This is a genomic window from uncultured Methanobrevibacter sp. (assembly GCF_902788255.1).
GTDB lineage: Archaea > Methanobacteriota > Methanobacteria > Methanobacteriales > Methanobacteriaceae > Methanocatella.
The window spans coordinates 1-23660 of sequence record NZ_CADAJR010000016.1; the positions used below are offsets into that span (position 1 = coordinate 1).

The following is a 23660-nucleotide window of genomic DNA, read 5'->3' on the forward strand; positions in this document are numbered from 1 at the left end:
GGACCCCGGAGATTGCCTAGAAAACACTCAATAAACGATTGAGCAAATAAACATGAAAAATCTAGGAATCCTCGCCTTCTTCAAGGCGAGGTTGTTCAAAATCCTATAAATCCTAATAACATTAAAACAACGAATATAACAATTGCTGCTTTTAAAAGGGTTTTTAAGTTTTTAATAACCGCATATACTATAAAAAATAAAACAATTAATTTAAATATAAACAATAAGCTCATATTTAACCGCCTGCTAAGATGGTTTTAGTGCCTTCTTTTGATATTTCTTCTTTTTTGAATTCAACATCATATTTGACAGTTTCAATGACTTCTTTTAGTGCATCCAATGTTTCTCCACGATGTGCTCCTAAAACTGCCACTAAAAATAACATGTCTCCAGTGTAGAACTCTCCGATGTAGTGAACAACGGATATTTCATGAACGTTATATTTGATCTTTGCATTTTCCACGATTTTTTCAATTTCCGCTTGGGTCTTGTCCTTGTCCGGGGTTGTTAAAATTAACTTCTCAAGGTTCATGTTTTCTTCTTTTCCACGTACAATTCCTTCAAATGTGAAAATTGCACCGGAATAGTCTACTTTTGTACTTTTTTTAAGTTCTGCGATTAAATCTGCAGTTGTTACTTTGTCTTCTTTTGCTTCGATTACTCTTACAACCATTATTTCATCTCCATGTAAATATTGTATCTAATTGTATATAACTATTGTTATATGTCACTTATTTCCTTTACTGATAAATTTTTCAATCTTTCAACTCCGTTTATTTCATCCAATAACTCCTGAGTTGCCTTCGGAACAAGTTCCTCCCAGTTTTCATCGTTCAGTATTCTGCGTCTCACTTCACTTCCGGATAGGTGCAAGCGGTCATATAATAATGGCTGTCTGACCTCGTAGCCTTCCTCTGAAAATAACTGTTTGACAAGGGGATTTCCTGAATAGACAATTGAAAATGGTGGGGTAAGCATTTTTACATGTGCCGCCCAGATTGCATTGAAATTGATGTCCTGCATAGGTATGATGTAATACCTTGAAGGATCAATGCCGCTGTCTGCCAGTGCCTGGTTCATCATGACAATCCTCTCACCTGCAGTAAATGGATCCTTTATCTCATGGCTTAGCTGTGCACTGCCGATACCGATGATGATTTCATCCACTTCAGATAAAATCTGTTTTATAACTTCCATATGTCCGTTATGGACAGGCTGCATTCTTCCTATTAAAATTCCACGTACTTTTTCCATAATATCACGGGCTTAAAGTGTCAAGACTATTTACAAGATTTACTGCGGTCTGATGCTTTTGAGCTATTGAATCGGTAATTGAAGTTTCAACAAGAAGAGTGTTGATTCCCTTCTTGGCAATAGGTTCAGTTACCTTTTCGGGACTTGTACCCTCATCAAAATTGAAATCTACAAGGTTAACGTCATTGCTTAACTTTTGAATATATGAATCGATTTTGTCTGTACGGTTGGACAGGCTGAAAACGAAATTGGAATATTCGTAGTCCGGATTGATTTCATGAACGTCAACCACAACAAATGGATTGTCATTTCCAATATTCGGTACAATGAACTTGTTTGCAAGCTCTTCACCGGCTGCCCTTGTATCTTCTTGGGAAGTAAGGTTGTCTATTGTCTTGATGTAATATATTACATATTTTTTGTTGAGATTCTGGGAACTGTTTTCATTTGTAATGTTGTAAATTGTCTTGTTTACTTCTTCATGGATTTCATGCTCTCTTGGATGAACTCCTAGAATGATGCCTACGGTTTCGTTTGAAGATTCATTTCCTGCAATAATCTTATAAACCGTACCGTTAACATTACCTCCAACGCTTGTAACATTATAGGTGTTTTCAGGAGTTTTTATAACTTCACCTATAATGAATGATAGATTGATTACCACTATAACGATTAGTATTATAAGCAGTATCTGATATTGAATTTTTTTATTCATAAAATGACCTAATTTTCGTTAATATATAAATAATTATAAGTAAACTTATATTAAAGACTTTTTACTAAAAATATATTATATTAAATTATATGGAGTACTTTTAATGGAAACTAAAAATATAATAATCATTGCCGCAGTAATTGTGGTAATCGCCATTGTTGGCGTTTTTGCTTCTGGAATGTTAAACAATAATAATGGACCTGCCGGTGAAACCACTCCATTTAAGACAGATTTTATGGAAGGTACTTTCGCAGGTAAGGTAAAACTCGTTGATGACAATGAATCATACATGCGTTCATATGAGGATAAGGAAAACAAGATTACTTACAACATTTCTACCGTTGACGATTCTGAAGCACTGATGGATATTTACTACCTGCAGGGTGTGATGAATCCTGAAACCAGGTCATTCAATGGCAATGATTGGAACATATACTTCTCACAGGCTGTAGAAGGAAACGACTCAAACTCCTCTGACAAGCCGATGAACATCATCATCTGCCAGTCACAGGGTGAAAAGCAGGGATATTTAATTTATATGATAATCGATGCTGATTCAAAAGTAAATGCAACATTGAACACATATGGTCAGTCATACACTGACTTTGTGGAACCGTTACTTAAAAGCATTACCTTAAAGAAAAGTAATAATGTTCCAAAAATATATGAGCAATTTGGACTGACCGAGGATCAGTTTGCAGAACAAATGGAATTGATTCAACAGGTCAAAGCAGGTAATCAGACTGCTTTACAGCAGGTAGCAGGATAATATGAGAATTACAGTCTTTCATGCAAACGAGTGCGACAAGAAAAAGTGCACGGCCATAAAACTGGCGAAGATGGGAAAATGCAGGCTGGTGGAAAACATCAACAAGATTCCGTCAGGTGCAATCGTTTTAAATCCCTATGCGGAAAAGGCTGTATCATATGAGGATTACCGTTATGTGCAAAGAAGGGGAATTGTTGGGCTTGACTGTTCATGGAATGAGGTGTCAAAGTCCAAAAAATTCTTTTCTTTATCTAAATACCATCGCTCATTACCCTTTTTAATTGCAACAAACCCAGTAAACTATGGAAAGCCATGCATACTGTCCACCGTTGAGGCCATAAGTGCAACATTATACATTACACGTTTCAAGGATGAGGCACGTGACATGATGGACGGGTATAAGTGGGGCCATACATTTCTTGAATTGAACCATGATCTTCTGGAGGCCTACAGTGAGGCAGACACCAGTGCCGATGTTGTACGTGTTCAAAATGAGTTTCTTGAATCCAAGAATGAATGACTTTTACTTTTTTTAAAATATTTTTTTAATCTTTCTTTTTTGGTAAAATTTTAAATTTTTTTGTATATCAAAAATTTATATACAGTTTTATAATATTTTTTTCATGTTCTGTTAATTTTTCCGATTTATGACAAAAATGGATTACATTAATATTAGATTGTACATTAAAAGATGTTCTATAAAGAATTTCATTTATGCTTAAATATTTATCTTTCTATTTAAAAATATAATAACATTATTCATTTTTAAAATGATTCATGTTTAGGGTGTTTAGTTGTGAAGATAAAAAGCATAATGTTGATAACGGTAATGTTGTTGACAATTTTGATTATGGGTGTCGTCAGTGCTGGTGACACGTCAGATTTTAATGGGAGTGCAATATTGGAAAATGACCGTTGCCTTGATGAACATGTAATTTATGCAGATAATATTTATTGTGATGATTTATCACTAGAGGATGATCTTGAAGTTGAAAACACAGATTTTTTATCTAATGAGTATATGCCCAAGACTTCAAATGAAATTCAAAACTGTGTTGATGCGGCAAGTAACGGAGACACGATTATTTTTAATGGTTCATATCTGATTGAAAGCACAATTGAGGTTAATAAGGCAATAACATTCGTCGGTGTAAATGATGCGACAATTGATGGAAATAATCTTGTTAGATTGTTTAGCGTGTCAGCATCTGGTGTGGTATTTAAAAATATCACGTTCAAGAACGGTAACTCTTTAATGACTGGTGGTGCTATTTATTCTACAAATGTCGAGTTCAACACTTCAGTACAAAACTCTAGGTTTGTAGATAATTTTGCTAAAAATTATGGTGGTGCGATTTATAACGGTAATGCCTTGAATTGTACTTTCATTAATTCTTCAGTTTCCAAGAATGCTGGGGGTGTTATTTATAACGGTAATGCTTGGAATTGCAGTTTTATCAATAATTCTGCTGATTCTGCCGGAGGTGCTATTTTTAGAGGTTCTGCTGTTGATTGTCGATTTGTAGGAAATAAAGTTTATAGAAAAAACGGAGGTGCCATTTGTGATTGTGATGCAATAAACTGCAGTTTTGTTAATAATTATGCTAATGATAATGGGGGTGCTATTTATAATGGAAATGCTTGGAATTGCACTTTTATTGGCAATACTGTTACCTCTTATGGTGGTGCCATGTATGGTGGTAATGCCTGGAATTGTAGTTTTTTAAATTGTTCATCCAGAAGCAGTGGCGGAGCTATTAGAGACACATATGCATGGAACTGCCGTTTTGTTAATAATTATGCTAAAAATTATGGTGGAGCTATATTATATGGGGGTGCTTTCAATTGCAGTTTCGTTGACAATGTTGCTTATGCTGGTGGTGCAATTTTCTTTAATTGGGGCGATAATGCGGTGAACTGTACTTTTATTAATAATTCCGCATCAAACAATGGTTATGGTAGTGCAATGAATAATGGTAATGCTTTGAATTGTATTTTTATTAACAATTCTGCTCCTAAAAGTTGGGGTGGTGCTACAAACTATGTTTATGCTGTAAATTGTATTTTTATTGAGAATTATGCATATATTGGTGGAGCTATGGCTAGAGGTTCTGCTGTAAATTGTAGTTTTGTTAGAAATGCTGCCAGTTATGGAGGTGCCCTACGTGACAATGATGCAATTAACTGTAGTTTTATTAACAATTCCGCTAAGGGTCATGGAGGTGCAATTTCATTAGTTGCTCAGAATAATGTAATTAATTGTTATTTTGAAGGAAACACTGCCAATTTTGGTGCAGTAATTAGGATAGAAAATGGATCTAATATTACTTTGGAAAATTTAACCTGCATAAATAATTATGCTGAAACATATGGAGGAGTCCTAGATGCAAAAGGCTCAAATTTAACAATAAAAAATTGTAATTTCACCGACTGTTACTGCAATCAAAATGAGGGAGGAGCCCTTTCTTTTGACACATTAAACAATTTAACTATTGTCAATTGTAATTTTAATGCATGCCATTCAAGAGCATATGGTGGAGCTATCAGAGTAGAGGCATCCAATAATGTATTTATGGATAATTTAAGATTCATTGATTGTTATTCCCAAAGGGGAGGATCAGTTTATATTGGTGAAAATGATAAAAATGCTCACAGTTCAAATATTACTCTTTCCAACTGTAATTTTGTTAATTCATCATCCGATTATGGAGGATCGATCTCATGCATGGGCGAAACTAAAGATTTCAATTTATTGAACTCATCATTTTGGAATAGTTCCTCAAATATTCACAGTGGTGCGGTTGACTGCTATAAAATTGCAAATGTCAATATTAAGGATTGCGAGTTTATCAATTCCAGTTCCGTTTCATCCGGAACAATACGATTATATTCAGTTAGTGGAGTGAAAATAGGATATTGTGAATTTGAAAATTGTTCCTCAACTAATGAGGGTGGTGCCATTTATGCCAATGAGGCTGAAAATCTAATGATTGAAGATTCCTCATTTAAAGATTGCACCTCATTTTATGGAGATTATATTAATATGGGTGATGTTTCGGATTATTGTGTTGTTGATTGTATTTTTGATGTGATTCCGGAAGGTATAGACTATTATTATGATTCTATCATTGATGTTGATGATTTGTCCATTGTCCAGGGCGTTGATGCAATATTGGCCGTTAAGCTGTCAAATATTTTAGGTCCTCTTTCAAATAAAATCATAACATTTGCTATTGAAGGTGAAACATTTACAAAAAGAACATTTTCCGACGGTTCAACCGTTTTCGATATCACTGATTATTTGCCTGGTTTGGGAAAATATAATGTGACAATTGGCTATGAAGGTGAAGGTAAATTCAAATCAGTTTCAAAGACAATTGCTGTTCACATCAATACTCTCATAGCTAATTTGACTTTTGAAAAGATAGGTAAATATTATATGGATACTGTTTTGGCATTCAAATTAACCGATTCAAAAACAGGCAATGGAATTGACCATGTTCCAGTCATGGCGACATTTTCCAATGGAAAGACTGTTCGTTTTTCAACAGATTCCAATGGTGAATATTCATATAGGGTGCCTTTCATTCCAGGTATATACGGGTTTAAGGCATTGGTGGATATGAATAATGTTGAGGTAAATGCTATTGGGTCGGATAATCTGAATATCGAGAAAATCGCCGGTGAAATTGATATAAGCTTTACAAAAGGCAAAAGGGACATAAATGTAATCTTATTCAATCCGATAAATTATGATTTCTATAGGAATGTAAAGGTGATACTTGAGTTCAGTAACGGTGCATATACAGAAATAATAACCGGCAGTGATGGAATTGCAACTTATACAGTACCATTTGACATAGGCAATTATTCTGTTTTAGCTTATGTCGACGATGAGTATACAGAGTTTCCAATAACAGAATTCAATGGCATTGAAATTACTGAAGAGTCAGGTCCTGTTAATTTAGATCCTTCTAAAATTAGTTTCGGAAACAATATAGTTTTTGATTATAAAAATTCAGGCTACACAACCTTTGCTACTGTCGGCTGCAGTATCCGTTCTGAAAATGTTTTAGTTGTAAATCATCCTGAAATCAGGCCGAAGATAGTAGGAAATAGGATTACAGTTTCAGGTTTGGATGTCGGAAATTATGTTTTGCGTGTGGTAACCACTCCAGATGAAGGATATTATTCTGTTATAGGCCAAATTAACATAACTGTCAACAAGATTTCAGCAGTTGGTAAGGCTTCAAAGCTCACAGTAGTGCTGAAAAAAGGCACTTTATGGACTGTTAAAATCACTGATTCTAAGACAGGCAAACCTATAGCTGGTCTGAAGCTTACATTGAAGGTTTACAGTGGTTCTAAATTCAAGACTGTAAGTGTTTCAACCAATTCCAAAGGTATAGCAAGCTATCAGACTAAGGGATTAACCAAAGGAAATCACAAAGTAGTTGTAACTTCCAATCAGGCAGGTTATAAGTTAAGGGATTTCACATCATTCATTAATGTTATAAAGCCAAAGGCTTTGAAGTTTAAACTTAAAAAGAATAATCCTACTAAAAAAGCCACCTTGATTTCTTTCCAGATTCTAGACAAGAAGACCAAAAAGGGTGTCAATGGTGTTAAAGTTAAAGTAAAGATTTACACTGGCAAAAAATATAAAACTTTCACCCTCAAATCCAAAAAGGTCAGTAAGGTCAAAGGAATCATTGGATTTGCCACCAATGAGTTTTCCGCCGGAAAGCACAAGGTTGTAATCGAGCCTGTTTCCTTGAAATATAGTGGGTCTGGCAAAACCACGATGGTGATTAAGAAATCTGCTAAAAAATATCCTAAAAAGACATTTAAAGTATAATGAGAATATAATTTTTCTCATTTTGTTTAATGAAAGCTTGATTTACTCAAAAATTTCCTTAAACTTTATTTCAAAGGCAATATATACTTAATAATGACATAAAATTTAAATAAAGAATGATTCGAAGTTTCATATAAAAAATACTATACATTGGAGGTTTTATTTATTAAGATTAAAAAATATCTCTGGGTTATATTGTTGGGTGTATTGTTTATATTGGCAATTGCATCGGTTAGTGCGGAGGATTTAAACGATACTGATGTAGAATTAATTTCCGATGAAGTGGCTGTTGATGAAGACATATTTTTAAGTCAGGATAATCAAGACACAATATTGGAGATTGATGATGCTGAAAACAATACTTTAGAAGTTGTTGAGGGGGAAGTGTTGGCTGCCGAATATCAATATTTTAGTGATATTCAAGAAAAAATTGACTCAGTTAGTCCTGGAGATACAATTTATCTAAATGGGACTTATTACGGTTTTGGAAATCCAATTATTATTAATAAATCCATTACTCTTAAGGGACTAGGTGATGGGGCTCAATTAAAGGCCAATATTAATACAAATCTAAAACAGTGCGCGATATATGTTAAACATTCGGATGTTACTATTGATAACTTAAAGATAAGTAACGGATGTGATCAATGGGGAGGAGGCATTTTAATTTATTATAGTTCACCCTTGTACAAGAGAATCACAATCACAAATTGTCAGATAAAGGATAACAGTGCTGATGGCAATTATGGTTATGGTGGAGGAATCTTTTTTTGGACAGAGGATTCCATCATAAATAATTGTACTTTCATCTCTAATCACTGCACAGATTTTGGAGGTGCAATATATACCAACGGACTGAACAATAAAATCATGAATAGTAAATTCAGTTACAATTATATTTCTAATGAGCTATCTGGAGATGGACTTGAATATTTCAGAGGAGGTGCAGCAATATACAGTGACTGTCAAAGTTTAATAATTGATAACTGTACGTTTAGTGAAAACTCTGCTCGTGAATCATATGGAGGTGCTCTCAGATTGGCAGCTTCAGGAATTGTCAGAAATTCAAATTTCAAAAGTAACATAGCGCTTTTAGCAAAAGGGATATATGTTACAAATGATAATATCACTTTCAATGGAAATTCATTTTTCTTAGAATATAAAGAAGATCCAAATGCATTATTTGGAGGCATAACTGCAGACAAGTTAAAATCCTCAAATACTTTTAACAAGACAAGAATTGATACAAGTGTCAAATTCAGTGCGGAAATGATAATGGAATATTCCACATCAGGCTCAATTTATGTGACTGTTGATGGTGGAGTCATAGATAAAACTGCCATCAAGGTTATAAATCATCCTGAAGCTAAAATATCTTTCATTGATAATGTTATCACTGTTTCTAATTTGAATGTGGGCAAGTACACATTATCCGTAACAACAATTCCTGATGATGACCATAAATCTGTAGACAGTACTTTACCTATCACCGTTAAAAAAGCAACTGCAGTTATTAAGGCATCTTCTGCTACTGTTGTCCTTAAAAAAGGCACTGTTTGGGTAATTTCATTGGTCAACTCTAAAACAGGTAAACCAATCAGTAATGTGGAATTAACATTAAATGTATATACAGGTAAATCCTATAAACCTGTAAAGGTTAAAACCAATTCCAATGGGATTGCTAGTTTTAAAACAAATATTTTGACTAAAGGTACTCATAAAATTGTTGTGAGAGGCACACATGAGGGTTATAATTTTAATACTTTAACTTCCTCAATTAAAGTTATTAAACCAAAAGCTTTGAAATTCAGGTTACATAAGAAAAACAACAGTAAAAAAGGCTCTCTTGTTACTTATCAGGTTTTAGATAAAAAGACCAAAAAGGGAGTAAATGGCGTTAAGGTTAAAGTTCTCATTTATACAGGTAAAAAATTCAAAACAATTAATTTAAAAACTAAAAAAATAGGTAAATATAAGGGGATTGCAGGATTTTTCACCAATGAATATTCAGTTGGAAAGCATAAGGTTGTCATTAAACCTATTTCGATCAAATATTCAGGTTCTGGCAAGACATCTATTATAATATTGAAATCCGCTAAAAAGTATCCTGCAAAAACATCAAAAGCATGAATATTTAAGTTAAATGAGTATATTTTAGAATAATCAGTAAATTGTGGTGTGTGAATGTCTGAAAATAAGGCTATTTTCATAAGTTATTCAAGCAAAAACACGGAAATTGCTGAAAAAGCCAGAGATTATCTTGAAGAAAATGGTCTAAATTGTTGGATGGCTCCAAGAGACATCAAGACAAGTGTCAGTTATGCTCAGGCAATCATGGATGGTTTAATCAATGCTAATATGGTTCTTTTGGTATTCTCAAAAGATTCTCATGATTCAAAATATGTCCGAGAAGAGCTGAACAATGCATTCATTAGGGACAAGCCAATCTTGCCATTTAAAATTGATGATACTCTTCCAAGCGGTAGGGTTGAGTTCTTTTTGAGAAATCAGCAGTGGCTTGATGCAAGTTCTGATCCTGAAAGCTTTTTTGATGAATTGCTTGAGGATGCAAATCGTATCTTGAAGGGTATTCCGTTATCTCCTGTTGAAATTTTATTGTCTGAAAAGTTAGGGTCCAATCTGGATTCTCCAGAAAAGATTGAAGGTTTATATCAAAATATAGGCAACGTATCAAGGGTGATAATGAATTTTGATGGCATTGAGGATATGAGCGACGAGTTTGCATTGGAATACTTAAGTCAAAAGAAGAAAAAGAATTACGGCGTTATTGAGATAAACAGGTCTGAAAAAATCAAAAGGATTTTAAAAAATGTTTCATCTCCTCAGGAACCTAAAAAACGAAATATTCTGCCGTTAGTTGCAGTTGCAGCTGTAATACTTATTGCCGTTGTGTCATTTGTTGTGTTCAGCGGTAGCGGAAACGTTGATGAGGCCACCCCAACGGGAGTTGCAATTGACTATGTGCAGATGGATGATGACAGCTCAAAAGGATATGAGTGGAAATATTCATATTTCGTGTTTGGGTCTGTAACTGATGATATCGCCAATTCATCAGATTATAATGTGCATATAGAATTTTTGGATGATTCGGGAAATGTACTTGAAAAGAATGATACAAAAGTCAACAGGATTGAGGAAGGAATCCTTGCTGTCGCATATCTCAATGAGGATAATGTGAAAAAGGTCACGGCCGAATTGCGTGACGGAAACGGTAATGTAATCAATTCTGCAGAATCCAATACTATAAAATAAGGAATGTTGGTGAGATAAATGAGTCATGATGTTTATGTCTGTTATGATGATAAGAACCAGGAGATAGCGAACAAGATTTGCAATCATTTGGAAAAGAAGAGTTACCGTTGCTGGCTTAAAAGCAGAGATGTTGGAGTGGGAAACGTCATTGATGAAATGATGGAAGCCATTAACAACTCAATTTTAATGGTGCTGGTATATTCCGAAGACTCCAAGAGATCAAATTTTGTAAATACTGAAGTAGATTTTGCTTTTGGTGAAAACAAGCAGATAATAGTTTATAATATTGATGGTTCAAACTTGGACGGTGGTTTGGAGTTCCTTTTGAAAAACAAGCTCATGATTGAAGCACATCCCAACCCTGAAGGAAAGTTTGGAGAGCTTGTTAGTGCAGTTAATGAAATCACCAAACCATATGTTCCTCCATTCTGGAAAAGATATAAGATTCCAATAATTGCAGTAGTTGCAATTGTTCTGATTGCGATGGTTGGAGCATTTATCTTCACATCATCCGATGGTGGAGGAGATTCATCTGGAATGCAGGTAAATGCCGGTGATATTGCGATTAATGTCACAGACTTTCATGTGGATGACGTTACAAATGAGTCCTCCTCCTGGAACTATTCATACTTTGTAGGGGGAACCATTTCACCGAATCCAAGCAATCCCGATGACTGCAGAATCATTGTTGATTTTTATGACCAGTCCGGTGAATTGATAGATACAAGTGAAACAGTATTATCAGAGGCTCAGAAATTCAGCAGCGGATTCATTTTTGGATCTGCAGTGTCAGATACCAATAATATCAATAGGATAGATGTCCAATTGGTCAATTCCGATAATGTAATTTTAGCACAATGTGAATCTCAATTGTAAATGTGGGGAGTTAAAAATGAATACAAAGCATATCATAATTGTTGTTGCAGTTGTTGCGGTTGTCGCAATTTTTGGAGCTTATTTCATGTTGGGTGAAAATCAAGAAATAACCTCAGAACAGGTTCCCATGCGTTTAAGCAAATCTGCATATATGGAGATTCCAGACAATCCTAATGCAACACTAGAAACAGACAAAAATGGGGTTTCCCGTTATTCTGATGAAAAAGATGACATTAACATCACTGTTGCATCAAACCTGTCATTGTCATCAAGTAAAAATGAAATGGATAAGATTAAGGATTCGGTTGCTACAGGATCCAAAAAAATAGTGGAAGACAATGTTGTAATATATGAAAAGAATGGGACATATTCAGTTTTTGTTAAAAATACTCAATATAACGACACTGTACTTATTCAGTCTTCCAACAAGAACCTGCTACTTCAGTGCTTTAACAGCATTAAGTTCCATAGTCCTACGGATTCATTGAAATTCAATGATACTGGAAGTTCTAAAGGTTCAGACACTTCATCATCTAAAGTTGTTGATATTGCTCAGCAAACTCAGTCAACTGTCGAGAAATCAACCTCTTCGGCTTCTAGTTCCAGTTCAGTTTCTTCTTCAAGTTCCGGTAGCAGCTATGGAGACAGTTACAGTGATTATGTAAGCAGTTCAAGAGGTTCAGGATTAGGTGGTTCAAGTAGTTCCCATAGTTATGGTGACAGCTACGAGGATTTTGTCTAAATCATGAAAGATTGTAATTTAACTTACAATCTTTTTTTATTATTTTTTTCTATCAATTTTTCTTATTTTTACTCATTTTAACTAAACCTTTAAATACTATTAAGTTAAAATAATTAATTAATAGTTATGGTATTCATAACGGTTTATTATTATTAATTTTCATGATTATAGGAGGAGTTATTAATGGCAAGATTTGAAGAAGCAGAAAACAGAATGTTCAATGTTAAAATCTGTTTAAAATGTAATGCTCGTAACCCTGCTGCTGCTACAACCTGCAGAAAATGTGGTTACAAAGGTTTAAGATTCAAAGCAAAAGAATTAAGAGGATAATTTTAACCTCTTTTAACTTTACTATTTTTTTAATAAACATTAATTTAATATATTATTTTTAATAAAACTATTTTTAGATTCATATGAAAGACGTTGAAAATTATATCAGAGACATTTTAAAAACTAGGAAAATTCATTTTACATTAATAGATCCTGATGAACAGACACCAGAGGAAGCTTTAGAAATTGCCACTCAGGCCATTGAAGGTGGAACTGATGGAATCATGATTGGGGGGTCAACTGTCAACGGGGATGATGTCGACAACACCTGTAAGATATTGTCCGAAAACATTGCAGTGCCTATTATCATATTCCCTGGAAACACCAGCAGCGTAAGTAAATTCGCTGATGCAATCTTTTTCATGAGTTACGTTAACTCAACCAACCCTTACTGGATTAACGGTGCACAGGCACTTGCGGCACCTTCAGTAAAGGCATCCGGAATTGAAATTTTACCTATGGCTTATATGGTTGCAGAACCTGGTGGAACTGTTGGATGGGTCGGGGATGCAAAACTGGTACCGAGAAACAAGCCTAAAATACCGGCTATTTATGCAATGTCTTCTGAAATGTTCGGTATGAAATTCTTCTATCTTGAAGCAGGTTCCGGTGCGGATAAACCTATTCCTCCTGAAATGGTTGCATACTCAAAAAGGGCAACTGATAACATGATAATTGTTGTTGGTGGCGGAATTCGTGATGCAAAAGCAGCATACACTGCAGCCAAAGCAGGTGGAGATGTTATCGTTACAGGTACAGTTGTTGAAGAAGTCGATGACATTAAAGCTAAAATTCAAGAATTAACCGGAGCAATCCTAAAAGCTTCACAAGAGTAGTTACCAACTGCTCTTACCAAATCTTTTTTTAATATTTAAACATAATATATTAGTGTGATATTATGTTAAATTCATTATATGAAAAGGCCATCGCTAGTAGAGGATTGATAATCGATATTGAATCGGACACTGATATCGAATCCCAATTGGAACATAAATGGTTTAACAGGGACATCGGCGAAAGCCGTGCCGATTTTTCAATAGCCGCAGGGGACGGAAGTTTCAACAAGAAGAAATTCCTTACAACCAACTTCTGTGCAGTGGGAGCGGAATCCATTATTTATGATGGCGAGATTAAAAAAATTGACGACTCGGACATATTCAATATTCCGCACGTGTCCTTTTTGGATGAGCTCTTAAGCAACTACATGGCAATCTATGAATTGAAATGTGCGCTTAGGACCCTTAGGGACTATGATGTTGACTATTACATGATTGACGGTTCAATATTGGGAGATCTGCAGAATGCGTTTCCGAGGGGTGCAAAGCTGCCTTCCATAATAAGGGACAATCTGGACGATACATTATTGCATGAGTTTGAAAGCCGTTTGAAGACCCGGCATTATGGACTGCTCTTTCCGGAGATTAAAAGCAATTTGAAATTGATTGAAATGCCTAAAAGTGAGGATTCAACAATTCTTGAGGAAATCAATCTGCAATTGGCGGCAGTTGAAAAGATCATTCTTTTAAAGGAGATTCTGCAATATAGAAAAAGAATCATATCAATATCAAAGACCTCCTCAGACAATGACTTGTTTCACTGGAACATTCCTGACATAGCATTTCTTGACAAGTTCACCAAAAGGCAGGGAATGACAATAATAAAATACAGGACAGTTCATGAAAGCTTGCCTTTCCCATATTTCAAGGATTTCTTTACAAGTCTAACATTTACAGTATTTTATGTTCGTTTGCAGGATAATAAAAATGTATTGAAAGTTGAACTGCCTTACAAAGCAACTAAAGAGGAAGTATTTGAGATTTTACGAAAGATTAACGTTTTGTCTGTTCAGGGTTATCCGTACCTTCTAAACAAGGCCCACAATGATGTGGTGATAACCGACAGGAACATGAAGGAATTGATGAAGATAGCTAAGATTTACGAGACAACAAACAGGGAAGTGATGTCATGGTAGTAGGAATCTGTGTAGGAGAAACCAATTTAAATGAGGTAACATTTATTTCTAATAAAATGCCACAGGTTGGCCAATATGTAACAATTGAATACGATGGAAAAAAGGTGCTTGGAATGGTTGAAAACCTGGTAAGGGGAAACGATGCATTGAACGTTGACATCAATGACTTCAAGGCAATCCAGAAAATCTCCAAAATAGGTGTTGAGGACAACTACATCCGAGGAAAGGTCAAGATCCTTGGGGATGTAAACGATCATCTGAGGCTTCCAAGAACACCTGTGCTTCCGGGAACCGAAATTAAACTGGCTGATGCTGAAATCCTGAAGGAGATATTCAAGGTTACAAATCCGATTAAGCTGGGTACACTTGTAAATCAGAGTGATGTTGATGTAAACGTTGATGCAAATCCGGTTCTTTCAAGACACCTTGCAATCCTTGCGATGACCGGTGCGGGAAAGTCAAATACCGTTTCCGTTCTGATTGACCAATTGCTTGGATACAACGTTCCGGTATTCGTGTTTGACATGCACGGTGAGTATAAGGGTGCGGAGTTTCCAAACGGTGATGTTAATGTTATAAAGCCAAAGATAAATCCTACTTACATGTCATTTCATGAGATTAAAAAGCTTGTAAACATTCCGACAAATGCGTACCTTCAGGAAAGGTATTTCAGAAAGGCGTTCAAGGAAGCCAAAAAGCAGGTCAGTGACGGAACTGCCCATGAAAACAACTTCCTGCAGCTGATGTATGACATTCTTGAAGTCGATTCACTTGAGGAAGGTTCAGACAAAAGGATAGTCGATGTCATGAACAAGATTGACGATTCCATGGACAAGTACTCAAACCTCTTCGACCAGTACACAGGAAACATCCTCACAAGCATTAAAAAAGCCCATGTCAATGTCCTTGACTTGAGTCAGGTTGATGAGGCTGTAGCGAGCGTTCTTGTAAGTCATATCCTTAGAAATTCACTTAACCGTTCCAAAAAGGCAGCTCACAGTGGAAACAAGGAGGAACTGTTTGAAAATTCCGTATTCTATATCCTTGAAGAGGCTCATATCCTTGCTCCAAACAAGCGTGACAGCGATTCCAAACGATGGATTCAGCGTGTCGCACGTGAAGGGCGTAAGTTCGGTCTGGGACTTTGTCTTGTAAGTCAGTCACCAAAGACAGTGGATCATGATGCACTCTCACAGATGAACAACATGATAATCCTGAGGTTGGTGGAGCCTGAGGACCAAAGGCATGTCCAGTCAGCAAGCGAAAGCCTGTCACAGGATTTGGTCAACCAGTTGCCATCATTGAATGTCGGTGAGGCCATTGTTTTGGGTTTGATGACCAAGGTGCCTACATTGGTCAAAATCGATAAGTTTCAGGGCCGTACCCATGGGGATGATATGGACATTGTATCATACTTTAAGGATTCAATAAAAAAGGAAGCTGAGGAAATCGAAAGGCAGGAAGATGAACTGATGGATATGGGATATAATTATTAATGGTATCTCATTCATTTAAGTTCAATTTTAACATGGGACCCAATATAGAGATATCAAAGATTCAAGTGTATTGGGTTTGAACAGTTAACTGAAATTACAATAAGTTAATATTTTGAAAAATATTTTCAAGTTGCTAGTGATTTGAAAATCATTTTTTCAAATACTATTTTTTACCGTCTAAAATCAATATTGATTAGTTTTCAAATGCTCTCTAGGCAAACTATTAAATATGGATTGGAATATACTATTACACATTAAATGCTTGTTAAAGTGTTTAAATTGGTTATATACAATAAAATTAAAAAGGTAATATAATGAAATTTGCACATTTAGCAGACACTCATTTGGGTTATCGTCAATATGGTTTATTTGAACGGGAAAAGGACTTTTATGAAGTGTTTGATAAGGTTATAGATAAGATAATAGAAGAAAAAGTTGATTTTGTAATACATGGTGGTGACCTTTTTGAAACCGCAAGACCTTCACCGATGGCACTTTTGACATTCCAGAAAGGACTGCTTAAGCTTAAGGGTGCCGGAATACCTATGTATGCAATTGCAGGAAACCACGATGTCGTGATGAGAAAAGGATCCATCCCTCCACATGTAATATTTAAAAAGTTGGGCTTGAAGGTGATAAGCACTATCAATCCTACCTACCTTCATGGAGACATTTTCATTGCGGGGCTTCCATACTATCCGTCATCACATAAGAAGGCATTAAAAAACAAGTTGGCCGAGCTGTCTGAAAAGGCAACACACCATAAAAAGTCAATTCTTGTACTTCACCAGGGAATCGATCAGTATTTCAGTCTGAATTATGAATTGGAGCTTGGTGAAATTCCTAACAATTTCGACTACTATGCACTGGGCCATATCCACAAGTATGTAAACGATGCATACGGTAATGGAAGGCTTGTCTATCCTGGTTCGGGTGAAATATGGAAAACTTCCGAATTGCCGGACTATAGGGAGAACGGAAAGGGTTTTGTCGTTGTCGATTTTGATGGCACAAAACCTTTAATAAAAAGGGTAAAGATTGATATTCCACGTGAATTCATTGAAAGGACAATCAACTACAATGATTTGGAAACAGGCATTCAGGCTATCAAGGAAACAATCAAGGACTTTGATAAAAAGCCTATTTTAAGACTGACCATCAGGGAAGTTGAATCAGATACCAGCAGGGTTTATGAAATAATTAACGAGGAACTTGGTGAGTTGGCATTGATGATAAGGCCGACATTTGTCATGAAGGATGAGGATGTAACCATTCTTCCGACTGAAGGTGAAAGGATAGGTCCGGAACAGCTAATAATTGAAAGCCTTAAGGGGTATGGCAACAGTGAAGTGACAGAACTCGCCATTGATTTGTACCGTCTGCTTTCAAAGGACAAGCTTGAGGAGTCTGAGGAAATTATTAACCAATACTTTGATGGACACTACACCAATGTGGTTGAGGACACTGAATTCACTACCGAAGCAGTAGTTAAGGAACAACCTCCGGAGAAAAAAGAGGATGTGCAGTTAACATTTGGTAAGGAGGTTCAAGAATGATTTTCACTAAATTAAAATTAAACAATTTCAAGTCTCATGAACACACTGTAATTCCATTCGATAAGGGAATCAGTGTCATTGTAGGTGAAAACGGTGCAGGTAAATCAACAATACTTGAGGCAATCAGTTTTGCATTGTTCAAACAGCATACTGCCAAAAAAATTGATGATTTGGTAAGAAACAATGCCAATGCAATGTCAGTTGAGTTGGAATTCACATCAAACGGTCGTGATTATAAAATCATCCGTGAAAAAAGATCCAATCTCAAATCATCATTATATAAAAGAACCTCCTCTCAGGGTGGATTTGTCCACATCTGTACCGGAGACAGGGAAGTGGCTAATGAAATTCGCCAAATCCTTGACATCGATTCTGATCTTTTCCTGAATGCAATCTACATCAGACAGGGTGAAATTGCTGAGCTGGTTGACAAGACTCCTGCAGAGAAAAAACAGCTTATCGGTAAACTGCTCGGTATAGACTCCCTGGAAAAGGCATGGAAAAATCTTCTTCCTTACATTACAGGATATGAATCCCAGCGTTCTGAACTTAAGGGAAAACTATATAATTCCTCTGAGCTTCTGGAAAAGTATACAAATAAGAAACAGGAACTTGAAGTCCTTAAGCAAAAGGGCCATGAACTCGAAGAGCAGTTAATGGATGTTGACGGATTGCTTAAAGAAATTTCAGAAAGCAAAAGGAATATGGAACGTGAAAAGGAAATTTATGAAACTCAGGTCATCAATTTGGAAAATGAAGAAAAGACCTTCGCCAAGCTTGAAGAGGAAAAACATAGGGTTCAGGAAGAATTGGATAAAATCCGTGAATCCGAAGAGGAAATTTCCAGACTTGAGAAATATGTTTCAAAACTGGACATGTATCTTGACTTTGAAAAATCAGTTACAAGCATTCAAAGGCTAAAAGAGGATGAAAATGAGATATTGGAGAAATTGGATTCAATTGCCAGTCAAAAGGAAATAGTTTCTGCTAAAAAAGAAGGATACAACAAATATCTTTCCTCTGATGAGGACATTAACAGGTTAACAGACCAAAAGAACAGTTATGAAAATGAACTGGCTACAATGGCAAAACTTGAAAAGGACAAAAAGGGCCTGTTAAAGAATATCGAAGATGAGCGTAATGATATTGAAAACTTCTTTTCAAGATCCAAAGATAAGCTTGATGATTATGGTCTCCATCAAGACAAATTGGCTGAAATTGATGATTTTAGCCATTTGGAAAAGTCAACAAATGAGTTCATTGATGAGATTTCTACCAAAATAGAAGATTTGGGCAATGAAATCATTACCAAAAATGAGGATATAGTCGTTTACAAACAGAATATCAAGGCATGTCAAAAACCTTTGGATGATTTGGAGGGAATTGACAATAAGTGTCCGGTCTGTCAATCAGACATCACTTCCTACAAGAAAAAGGAATTGACCAAACATTATAATGCTGAAATCAAGGATAATGAAAAGTTGATTGCACAGGAAGAGGAAAACGTTCGTCTGTTGACTAAAAACAAAAACAGTTTTGAAGAAAAGCATGAAAGCCTTACTGAACTTTCCAAAAACATCATTGAATACAAGCACAAATTTGAGCATCTGCAAAATCAGCTGGTCAAATTGAACAAGATGGATGAGGATTTGGAAGGCAAGGAATTCATCAGCAATAAACTTGGTGAACTCATATTGGTCATTGCAAACAAGAAAGAGGAACGTGAGACATTTAAACAGGACCATGATACATATATCCAATCCAAAGGAGCTTTGGAAGTTTTAGGAAGTGAAACTGAATCTCAATATAAATTAAAACAGGTTCAAAATGAAATAGACAACCATGTAACCAACATCAAGTTGGCTATTGAACAGGATCCTCACTTGAGTGGAGATATAGGTCCAAATGAACTTAAAAATCGTATTGATGATTTAAAGGAAAAAACTGAACTTTACAATCAGCTTAAAGGTTTTGTTCAAAACAAAAATTCATATATGACTCAATTGGATAATATCAAGGAGGATATTGGTGTTTCAATCAATCAAAAGGATATCATTGAAAACAAGATTAAGGCATCCCTATATGATGAGGAAAAATATGAGCAAATATTATATAACTTTGAAAGATATGAAAGAAGGAAATCTTCATTCAATGAAGAGCTTTTCACCATCAAGGGACAGGCCAAGGAATCTATTGTTGTTTTAAATGATTTGGCTGATAAAATCAAGACTGCATCTCAATTCAAACAGGAATATGATAATGTTGATGATTATATCAATCTTTTAAAACATATCCGTGAATTGTACAGTCGTGGTGGAATTCAGAAAGAATTGAGAAATATTTCACGCCCTGCCATTCAAAAGCATACCAAAGAGTTTTTCAAGGAATTCAATTTCAACTATTCAGACTTGACAATTGATGATGACTATGAAGTGACTGTCTACGGTCCTGAAGGGGAATCTTCAATAAGTATGGTCAGTGGTGGTGAAAAGATTGCTATTGCACTTGCCTTAAGATTGGGTATAACTCAGGCAATGGCAAACGGTGAATTGGATACTATCCTGTTGGATGAGCCTACAATTCATTTGGATGCTTCAAGAAGACATGAATTAATTAATCTTTTGAAGGAAATGTCCACATTGCCTCAAATGATTATTGTAACTCATGAAGCGCATCTTGAAAATGCCGCTGACAATCTGATAAAAGTAGAAAAAGAAAATGGTATTTCAAAAGTAATAATGTAACCACATTATTACTCTATTTTTTTTAGTCAATCATTTCGATTGCATCTTTGATGGAATCGACAATACAGTTTACATTCCATCCCACAATGGTTGCGGCTTTTTGTTCTAGTATTTCAGGAACCTCTTCAAGTCCGTATGGTCTTACAAGAACGATTGGTATGTTGTATTCGTCACTTGCTTTAAGTAAGTTTTCAAAAAGTTCCTTGTTGTCATTGTAAAGTCCGGCAAGCATTATGATTCTGTCAACATTTTTGTAGAATGATTCACCTGCAAGGGAATAGTCTCCTGACATTGATTCTTTCCATAGAAAATCAACTTTGGAATAGAGTTTTTCTGTAAATTGGGCGTATTCTCCGGTTTTGTCAAAACCGTTAGTGATTATTAAATTGTAAATCTTGTCATTTCTTTCATCTTCAAACATTTAATCACCTTGCTTTTAATTTAATCGTAATGGTATAAAAATATTTATAAATTCTAAAATTTAATGTTTAACATAGTGATTTATTTTTTAGGAATTATTTTTTATGAAAGCGGCAGTTATTGGTTTGGGTGTAGAAGGTAAAAAGGCGGTTAATTCTCTTTTAAGACATGGTTGGGAAGTATATGCAACTGATTTGAACATTAATGTAGATTTAAACGGTTTGGATTTGCCAACATTGTCAGGAAGTATGATTGAGGATAAGCAGACCATTTCAATTGTTGGGGATAATATTACTGTTGATTTGGGTTTTACCAACTCATTCGCTATTGAAACCTGTGATGCAATAGCCATCAGCCCTAGTATGTTCGGAGGCTCATTTGCCGAAAAGCTTCTGGAAAATGGAGAACTTTTATGTGATGTTGTATCCGGACACAAGGATCTCCTCACAATAGGAATTACCGGAACCAATGGTAAAACCACTACAGTTCATATGCTGAAATCTATTTTGGAAGATGCAGGCAAAAAAGTCCTGGTCGGCGGAAATGGTGGTGGTGGATTTTCAGGTTATTATGACCTGATTCTTGAAGCTGAAGATGGTGATTATGACATCATGCTTGTTGAAGTGTGTGACATGACCCTGGATTTTGCCAATTACTGTTTTGATTTTGATATGGTTGGTTTGACCAATATTGGAAATGACCATATGGATGTCCACAAAACCATTGCCAACTATAAGAATTCCCTGGTAAGGTTTTTTACAGACAAAACCATTTTCACAGCTTTTGATCAGGATTTCAATTCCGATTTTAAGAATGCCGCAGAAAATACAATTCCCTATTTTGCCTATCAGGATGAACTGCAGTTGGTCGGGAAGTTCAATCTTTTAAATGCAGGTCTTGCAATGGCCATTGCCAGAGAACTAAAGGTATCCAAAACTCAAGTCAGGGAATCTTTGGCCAACTTCAAGGCTGTTGAAGGAAGACTGGATGTCTATAAGATTAATGATGCACAGGTTTATGTTGGAAAGACAGATAACTCCGATGCCCTTGCATCAGTTTTGGCTGAAAAGGACTTTTATGCATTATTTATTGGAACTCCAAGACATAATGAAACCCACAGGCTTGACATATTGGATGTTGCCGTCAACTACAATCCTGAAGTGATAGTGTTGTTCCCAGGTTTGGATGACACACTTGATATGGCAATATATAGGCTTAACTCATTAGGTTACATGGGAAATATCATCACTGTAAATACGCTAGACCAAATTATAGAATTGGTTGCAGAATATTCTCATGAGGAGGCCATTCTTATTGGAGGTAATGGTCAAGATACTATTATTGATATTCAAGAGAGAATTAAAGAAATTTCAGAAAAATTATAACAATTTTAATAACCTTTTTATAATAGTTGTAATTATAATTATATATTGTATATTTTATAGGTGTATGAAATGAGTAGTTGGAGAAAGATTTCTATTGCAATATTAATAGCATTACTTGCGTTATGTGTATTCATAGCCGTTGTTGGTTCTGCAAGTAATCATTATACTGCTGAATCCGTAGCTACTGACTATAATCTTCCAATTGGCCAATCCATGTTTGAAAATCAGTCTATTGTAGGTACAACTGACCCGGTTGTTGTTCCTTTAGCATCACATATAGGATTTTTAGCACATGAGCTTCAGGCATTTGATTTACAGGGAATGCTGATTGCTGCATCAACAGGTATGATTCCATTTGATTTTTCAACTGTTGCAGGTGAAGGTATAGATTCCTACGGAAATGTGGTTGATGTTCAAGGTCCAGGATTTTTGACTTTTTCCGGAGACAAACTGGTTGTAAAATCACCGGATAACTATGTATGGGCTTACAGTGCTCCATATAAATGGTTACAGAAAACCGAATCTGGTGTGGATGTTTATGAAAATGGTACAAAAATAAAATCTGTACCTGCAGATCAAATTCGTGAATTAGAATATCATAATGATTATTATAACGCTTCAACAATTGCAAGCTGGTATAATTATGATGCACAAGTGGGTTCCACATTCACATTGGAAAAGGGAATGGTTGGTCTATCTGATGGAAGAAATAATGTTTCTGCAGCTGATGTTCCTAAGATATTTGGTCAGGACACTGTAGACTATGCATCTGAATATCCTACCGGATCTTCCATATTGTTGTATGCGGGTAATTACACAGAACAAGCAGGTGAAGCTTACGGTACTGATTTAGGTTCCCACCCAGAATATGGAGATTCTATCAGGGAAATTAATGCAAGACAATTCGTTGATGCATGGAATGGAACTATAATTCCTCCAAATTCAACCGGAACAGGTAAGGATTATGTGTACTTCGAGTCTGCAAGTGATTCACAGGCTCCTGGTGGAAGTGCTGCACACGGAGTATGTCCTTCTGCAAGGGCATTAAGGGCTGCTGTTACCTCTGAAGGATTCGATCTTCCAGTAGGTATGTGTTGGGATGAAGATGCAGTTCTTTTCGGTTATAACCCTGCCCGTGATATTGTAGTGACTAATAATCATGACTATCCTGTACAGATTAAAATGTGGACCGAGGGTGAAGGTACTGGAATGGGTATCTATGCCCAAATAGTAAGATATATTCCTAATGATTGAATATATCTTTAATTAA

At 35.7% G+C, this 23660-nt stretch carries 19 protein-coding genes; 15 read left to right on the forward strand and 4 right to left on the reverse strand.

What is annotated here, in order from left to right; translation table 11 throughout:
- Positions 1–235 precede the first annotated feature (235 nt).
- The 3 genes from QZV03_RS05425 to QZV03_RS05435 are packed head-to-tail and all read right to left on the reverse strand — an operon-like array spanning position 236 to position 1969.
- Positions 236–673: a molybdenum cofactor biosynthesis protein MoaE gene (locus tag QZV03_RS05425; RefSeq protein WP_296874687.1), complete on the reverse strand. Its 438-nt coding sequence runs from the start codon at positions 671–673 to the stop codon at positions 236–238.
- A 47-nt stretch (positions 674–720) separates the two neighbouring features.
- Positions 721–1254 carry a nicotinamide-nucleotide adenylyltransferase gene (locus tag QZV03_RS05430; RefSeq protein ID WP_296874688.1) on the reverse strand — a complete coding sequence of 178 codons (534 nt, stop codon included), beginning with the start codon at positions 1252–1254 and terminating at the stop codon, positions 721–723.
- Between the two features lie 4 nt (positions 1255–1258).
- Positions 1259–1969 (reverse strand): hypothetical protein, encoded by a 711-nt coding sequence (locus tag QZV03_RS05435; RefSeq protein ID WP_296874689.1) that lies wholly within the window; start codon positions 1967–1969, stop codon positions 1259–1261.
- A gap of 103 nt (positions 1970–2072) precedes the next feature.
- Here QZV03_RS05435 and QZV03_RS05440 point away from each other — a divergent pair, with 103 nt between their 5' ends.
- From QZV03_RS05440 to QZV03_RS05500, 13 genes are all read left to right on the forward strand, one after another.
- A complete protein-coding gene (locus tag QZV03_RS05440; protein ID WP_296874690.1) occupies positions 2073–2738 on the forward strand; it encodes a hypothetical protein in 666 nt (221 codons plus the stop codon).
- A 1-nt stretch (position 2739) separates the two neighbouring features.
- On the forward strand, positions 2740–3258 hold the full coding sequence (locus QZV03_RS05445) for a DUF367 family protein (RefSeq protein WP_296874691.1): 519 nt from the start codon (positions 2740–2742) through the stop codon (positions 3256–3258).
- Positions 3259–3534: 276 nt separating this feature from the next.
- Positions 3535–7596: a SpaA isopeptide-forming pilin-related protein gene (locus tag QZV03_RS05450; RefSeq protein WP_296874692.1), complete on the forward strand. Its 4062-nt coding sequence runs from the start codon at positions 3535–3537 to the stop codon at positions 7594–7596.
- A 216-nt stretch (positions 7597–7812) separates the two neighbouring features.
- Positions 7813–9726 carry a hypothetical protein gene (locus tag QZV03_RS05455; RefSeq protein ID WP_296874693.1) on the forward strand — a complete coding sequence of 638 codons (1914 nt, stop codon included), beginning with the start codon at positions 7813–7815 and terminating at the stop codon, positions 9724–9726.
- A gap of 54 nt (positions 9727–9780) precedes the next feature.
- Positions 9781–10869 carry a toll/interleukin-1 receptor domain-containing protein gene (locus QZV03_RS05460; protein ID WP_296874694.1) on the forward strand — a complete coding sequence of 363 codons (1089 nt, stop codon included), beginning with the start codon at positions 9781–9783 and terminating at the stop codon, positions 10867–10869.
- An 18-nt stretch (positions 10870–10887) separates the two neighbouring features.
- Complete coding sequence (locus QZV03_RS05465) at positions 10888–11745, forward strand: toll/interleukin-1 receptor domain-containing protein (RefSeq protein ID WP_296874695.1); 858 nt, start codon at positions 10888–10890, stop codon at positions 11743–11745.
- A 16-nt stretch (positions 11746–11761) separates the two neighbouring features.
- A complete protein-coding gene (locus QZV03_RS05470) occupies positions 11762–12487 on the forward strand; it encodes a hypothetical protein (protein ID WP_296874696.1) in 726 nt (241 codons plus the stop codon).
- 183 nt (positions 12488–12670) lie between these two features.
- A complete protein-coding gene (locus QZV03_RS05475) occupies positions 12671–12817 on the forward strand; it encodes a 50S ribosomal protein L40e (protein WP_296874697.1) in 147 nt (48 codons plus the stop codon).
- 83 nt (positions 12818–12900) lie between these two features.
- Positions 12901–13653: a geranylgeranylglyceryl/heptaprenylglyceryl phosphate synthase gene (locus tag QZV03_RS05480; protein ID WP_296874698.1), complete on the forward strand. Its 753-nt coding sequence runs from the start codon at positions 12901–12903 to the stop codon at positions 13651–13653.
- A 62-nt stretch (positions 13654–13715) separates the two neighbouring features.
- Positions 13716–14789 carry a DNA double-strand break repair nuclease NurA gene (locus QZV03_RS05485; protein WP_296874699.1) on the forward strand — a complete coding sequence of 358 codons (1074 nt, stop codon included), beginning with the start codon at positions 13716–13718 and terminating at the stop codon, positions 14787–14789.
- A complete protein-coding gene (locus QZV03_RS05490; RefSeq protein ID WP_296874700.1) occupies positions 14783–16285 on the forward strand; it encodes an ATP-binding protein in 1503 nt (500 codons plus the stop codon). The genes QZV03_RS05485 and QZV03_RS05490 overlap by 7 nt, the downstream gene beginning before the upstream one ends.
- Before the next feature lie 314 nt (positions 16286–16599).
- Positions 16600–17841, forward strand: a complete 1242-nt coding sequence (locus QZV03_RS05495; RefSeq protein ID WP_296874701.1) for an exonuclease SbcCD subunit D — start codon at positions 16600–16602, stop codon at positions 17839–17841.
- Positions 17838–20585, forward strand: coding sequence for an SMC family ATPase (locus QZV03_RS05500; RefSeq protein WP_296874702.1), 2748 nt, complete (start codon positions 17838–17840; stop codon positions 20583–20585). Before QZV03_RS05495 ends, QZV03_RS05500 begins: the two co-directional genes overlap by 4 nt.
- Positions 20586–20607: 22 nt before the next feature.
- On the opposite strand, the gene QZV03_RS05505 is transcribed toward QZV03_RS05500, so the two are convergent.
- Positions 20608–21006: a nuclease gene (locus QZV03_RS05505; protein ID WP_296874703.1), complete on the reverse strand. Its 399-nt coding sequence runs from the start codon at positions 21004–21006 to the stop codon at positions 20608–20610.
- A 103-nt stretch (positions 21007–21109) separates the two neighbouring features.
- Here QZV03_RS05505 and QZV03_RS05510 point away from each other — a divergent pair, with 103 nt between their 5' ends.
- Positions 21110–22390 (forward strand): Mur ligase family protein, encoded by a 1281-nt coding sequence (locus QZV03_RS05510; RefSeq protein ID WP_296874704.1) that lies wholly within the window; start codon positions 21110–21112, stop codon positions 22388–22390.
- Between the two features lie 69 nt (positions 22391–22459).
- Positions 22460–23644, forward strand: a complete 1185-nt coding sequence (locus QZV03_RS05515) for a hypothetical protein (protein WP_296874705.1) — start codon at positions 22460–22462, stop codon at positions 23642–23644.
- Positions 23645–23660: the final 16 nt, after the last annotated feature.

Bases quoted from the DNA above. Each gene is read 5' to 3' on its own strand.
- QZV03_RS05425 (WP_296874687.1), bottom strand. From the start codon at position 673: ATGGTTGTAAGAGTAATCGAAGCAAAAGAAGACAAAGTAACAACTGCA.
- QZV03_RS05430 (WP_296874688.1), bottom strand. From the start codon at position 1,254: ATGGAAAAAGTACGTGGAATTTTAATAGGAAGAATGCAGCCTGTCCAT.
- QZV03_RS05435 (WP_296874689.1), bottom strand. From the start codon at position 1,969: ATGAATAAAAAAATTCAATATCAGATACTGCTTATAATACTAATCGTT.
- QZV03_RS05440 (WP_296874690.1), top strand. From the start codon at position 2,073: ATGGAAACTAAAAATATAATAATCATTGCCGCAGTAATTGTGGTAATC.
- QZV03_RS05445 (WP_296874691.1), top strand. From the start codon at position 2,740: ATGAGAATTACAGTCTTTCATGCAAACGAGTGCGACAAGAAAAAGTGC.
- QZV03_RS05460 (WP_296874694.1), top strand. From the start codon at position 9,781: ATGTCTGAAAATAAGGCTATTTTCATAAGTTATTCAAGCAAAAACACG.
- QZV03_RS05465 (WP_296874695.1), top strand. From the start codon at position 10,888: ATGAGTCATGATGTTTATGTCTGTTATGATGATAAGAACCAGGAGATA.
- QZV03_RS05470 (WP_296874696.1), top strand. From the start codon at position 11,762: ATGAATACAAAGCATATCATAATTGTTGTTGCAGTTGTTGCGGTTGTC.
- QZV03_RS05475 (WP_296874697.1), top strand. From the start codon at position 12,671: ATGGCAAGATTTGAAGAAGCAGAAAACAGAATGTTCAATGTTAAAATC.
- QZV03_RS05480 (WP_296874698.1), top strand. From the start codon at position 12,901: ATGAAAGACGTTGAAAATTATATCAGAGACATTTTAAAAACTAGGAAA.
- QZV03_RS05485 (WP_296874699.1), top strand. From the start codon at position 13,716: ATGTTAAATTCATTATATGAAAAGGCCATCGCTAGTAGAGGATTGATA.
- QZV03_RS05490 (WP_296874700.1), top strand. From the start codon at position 14,783: ATGGTAGTAGGAATCTGTGTAGGAGAAACCAATTTAAATGAGGTAACA.
- QZV03_RS05495 (WP_296874701.1), top strand. From the start codon at position 16,600: ATGAAATTTGCACATTTAGCAGACACTCATTTGGGTTATCGTCAATAT.
- QZV03_RS05500 (WP_296874702.1), top strand. From the start codon at position 17,838: ATGATTTTCACTAAATTAAAATTAAACAATTTCAAGTCTCATGAACAC.
- QZV03_RS05505 (WP_296874703.1), bottom strand. From the start codon at position 21,006: ATGTTTGAAGATGAAAGAAATGACAAGATTTACAATTTAATAATCACT.
- QZV03_RS05510 (WP_296874704.1), top strand. From the start codon at position 21,110: ATGAAAGCGGCAGTTATTGGTTTGGGTGTAGAAGGTAAAAAGGCGGTT.
- QZV03_RS05515 (WP_296874705.1), top strand. From the start codon at position 22,460: ATGAGTAGTTGGAGAAAGATTTCTATTGCAATATTAATAGCATTACTT.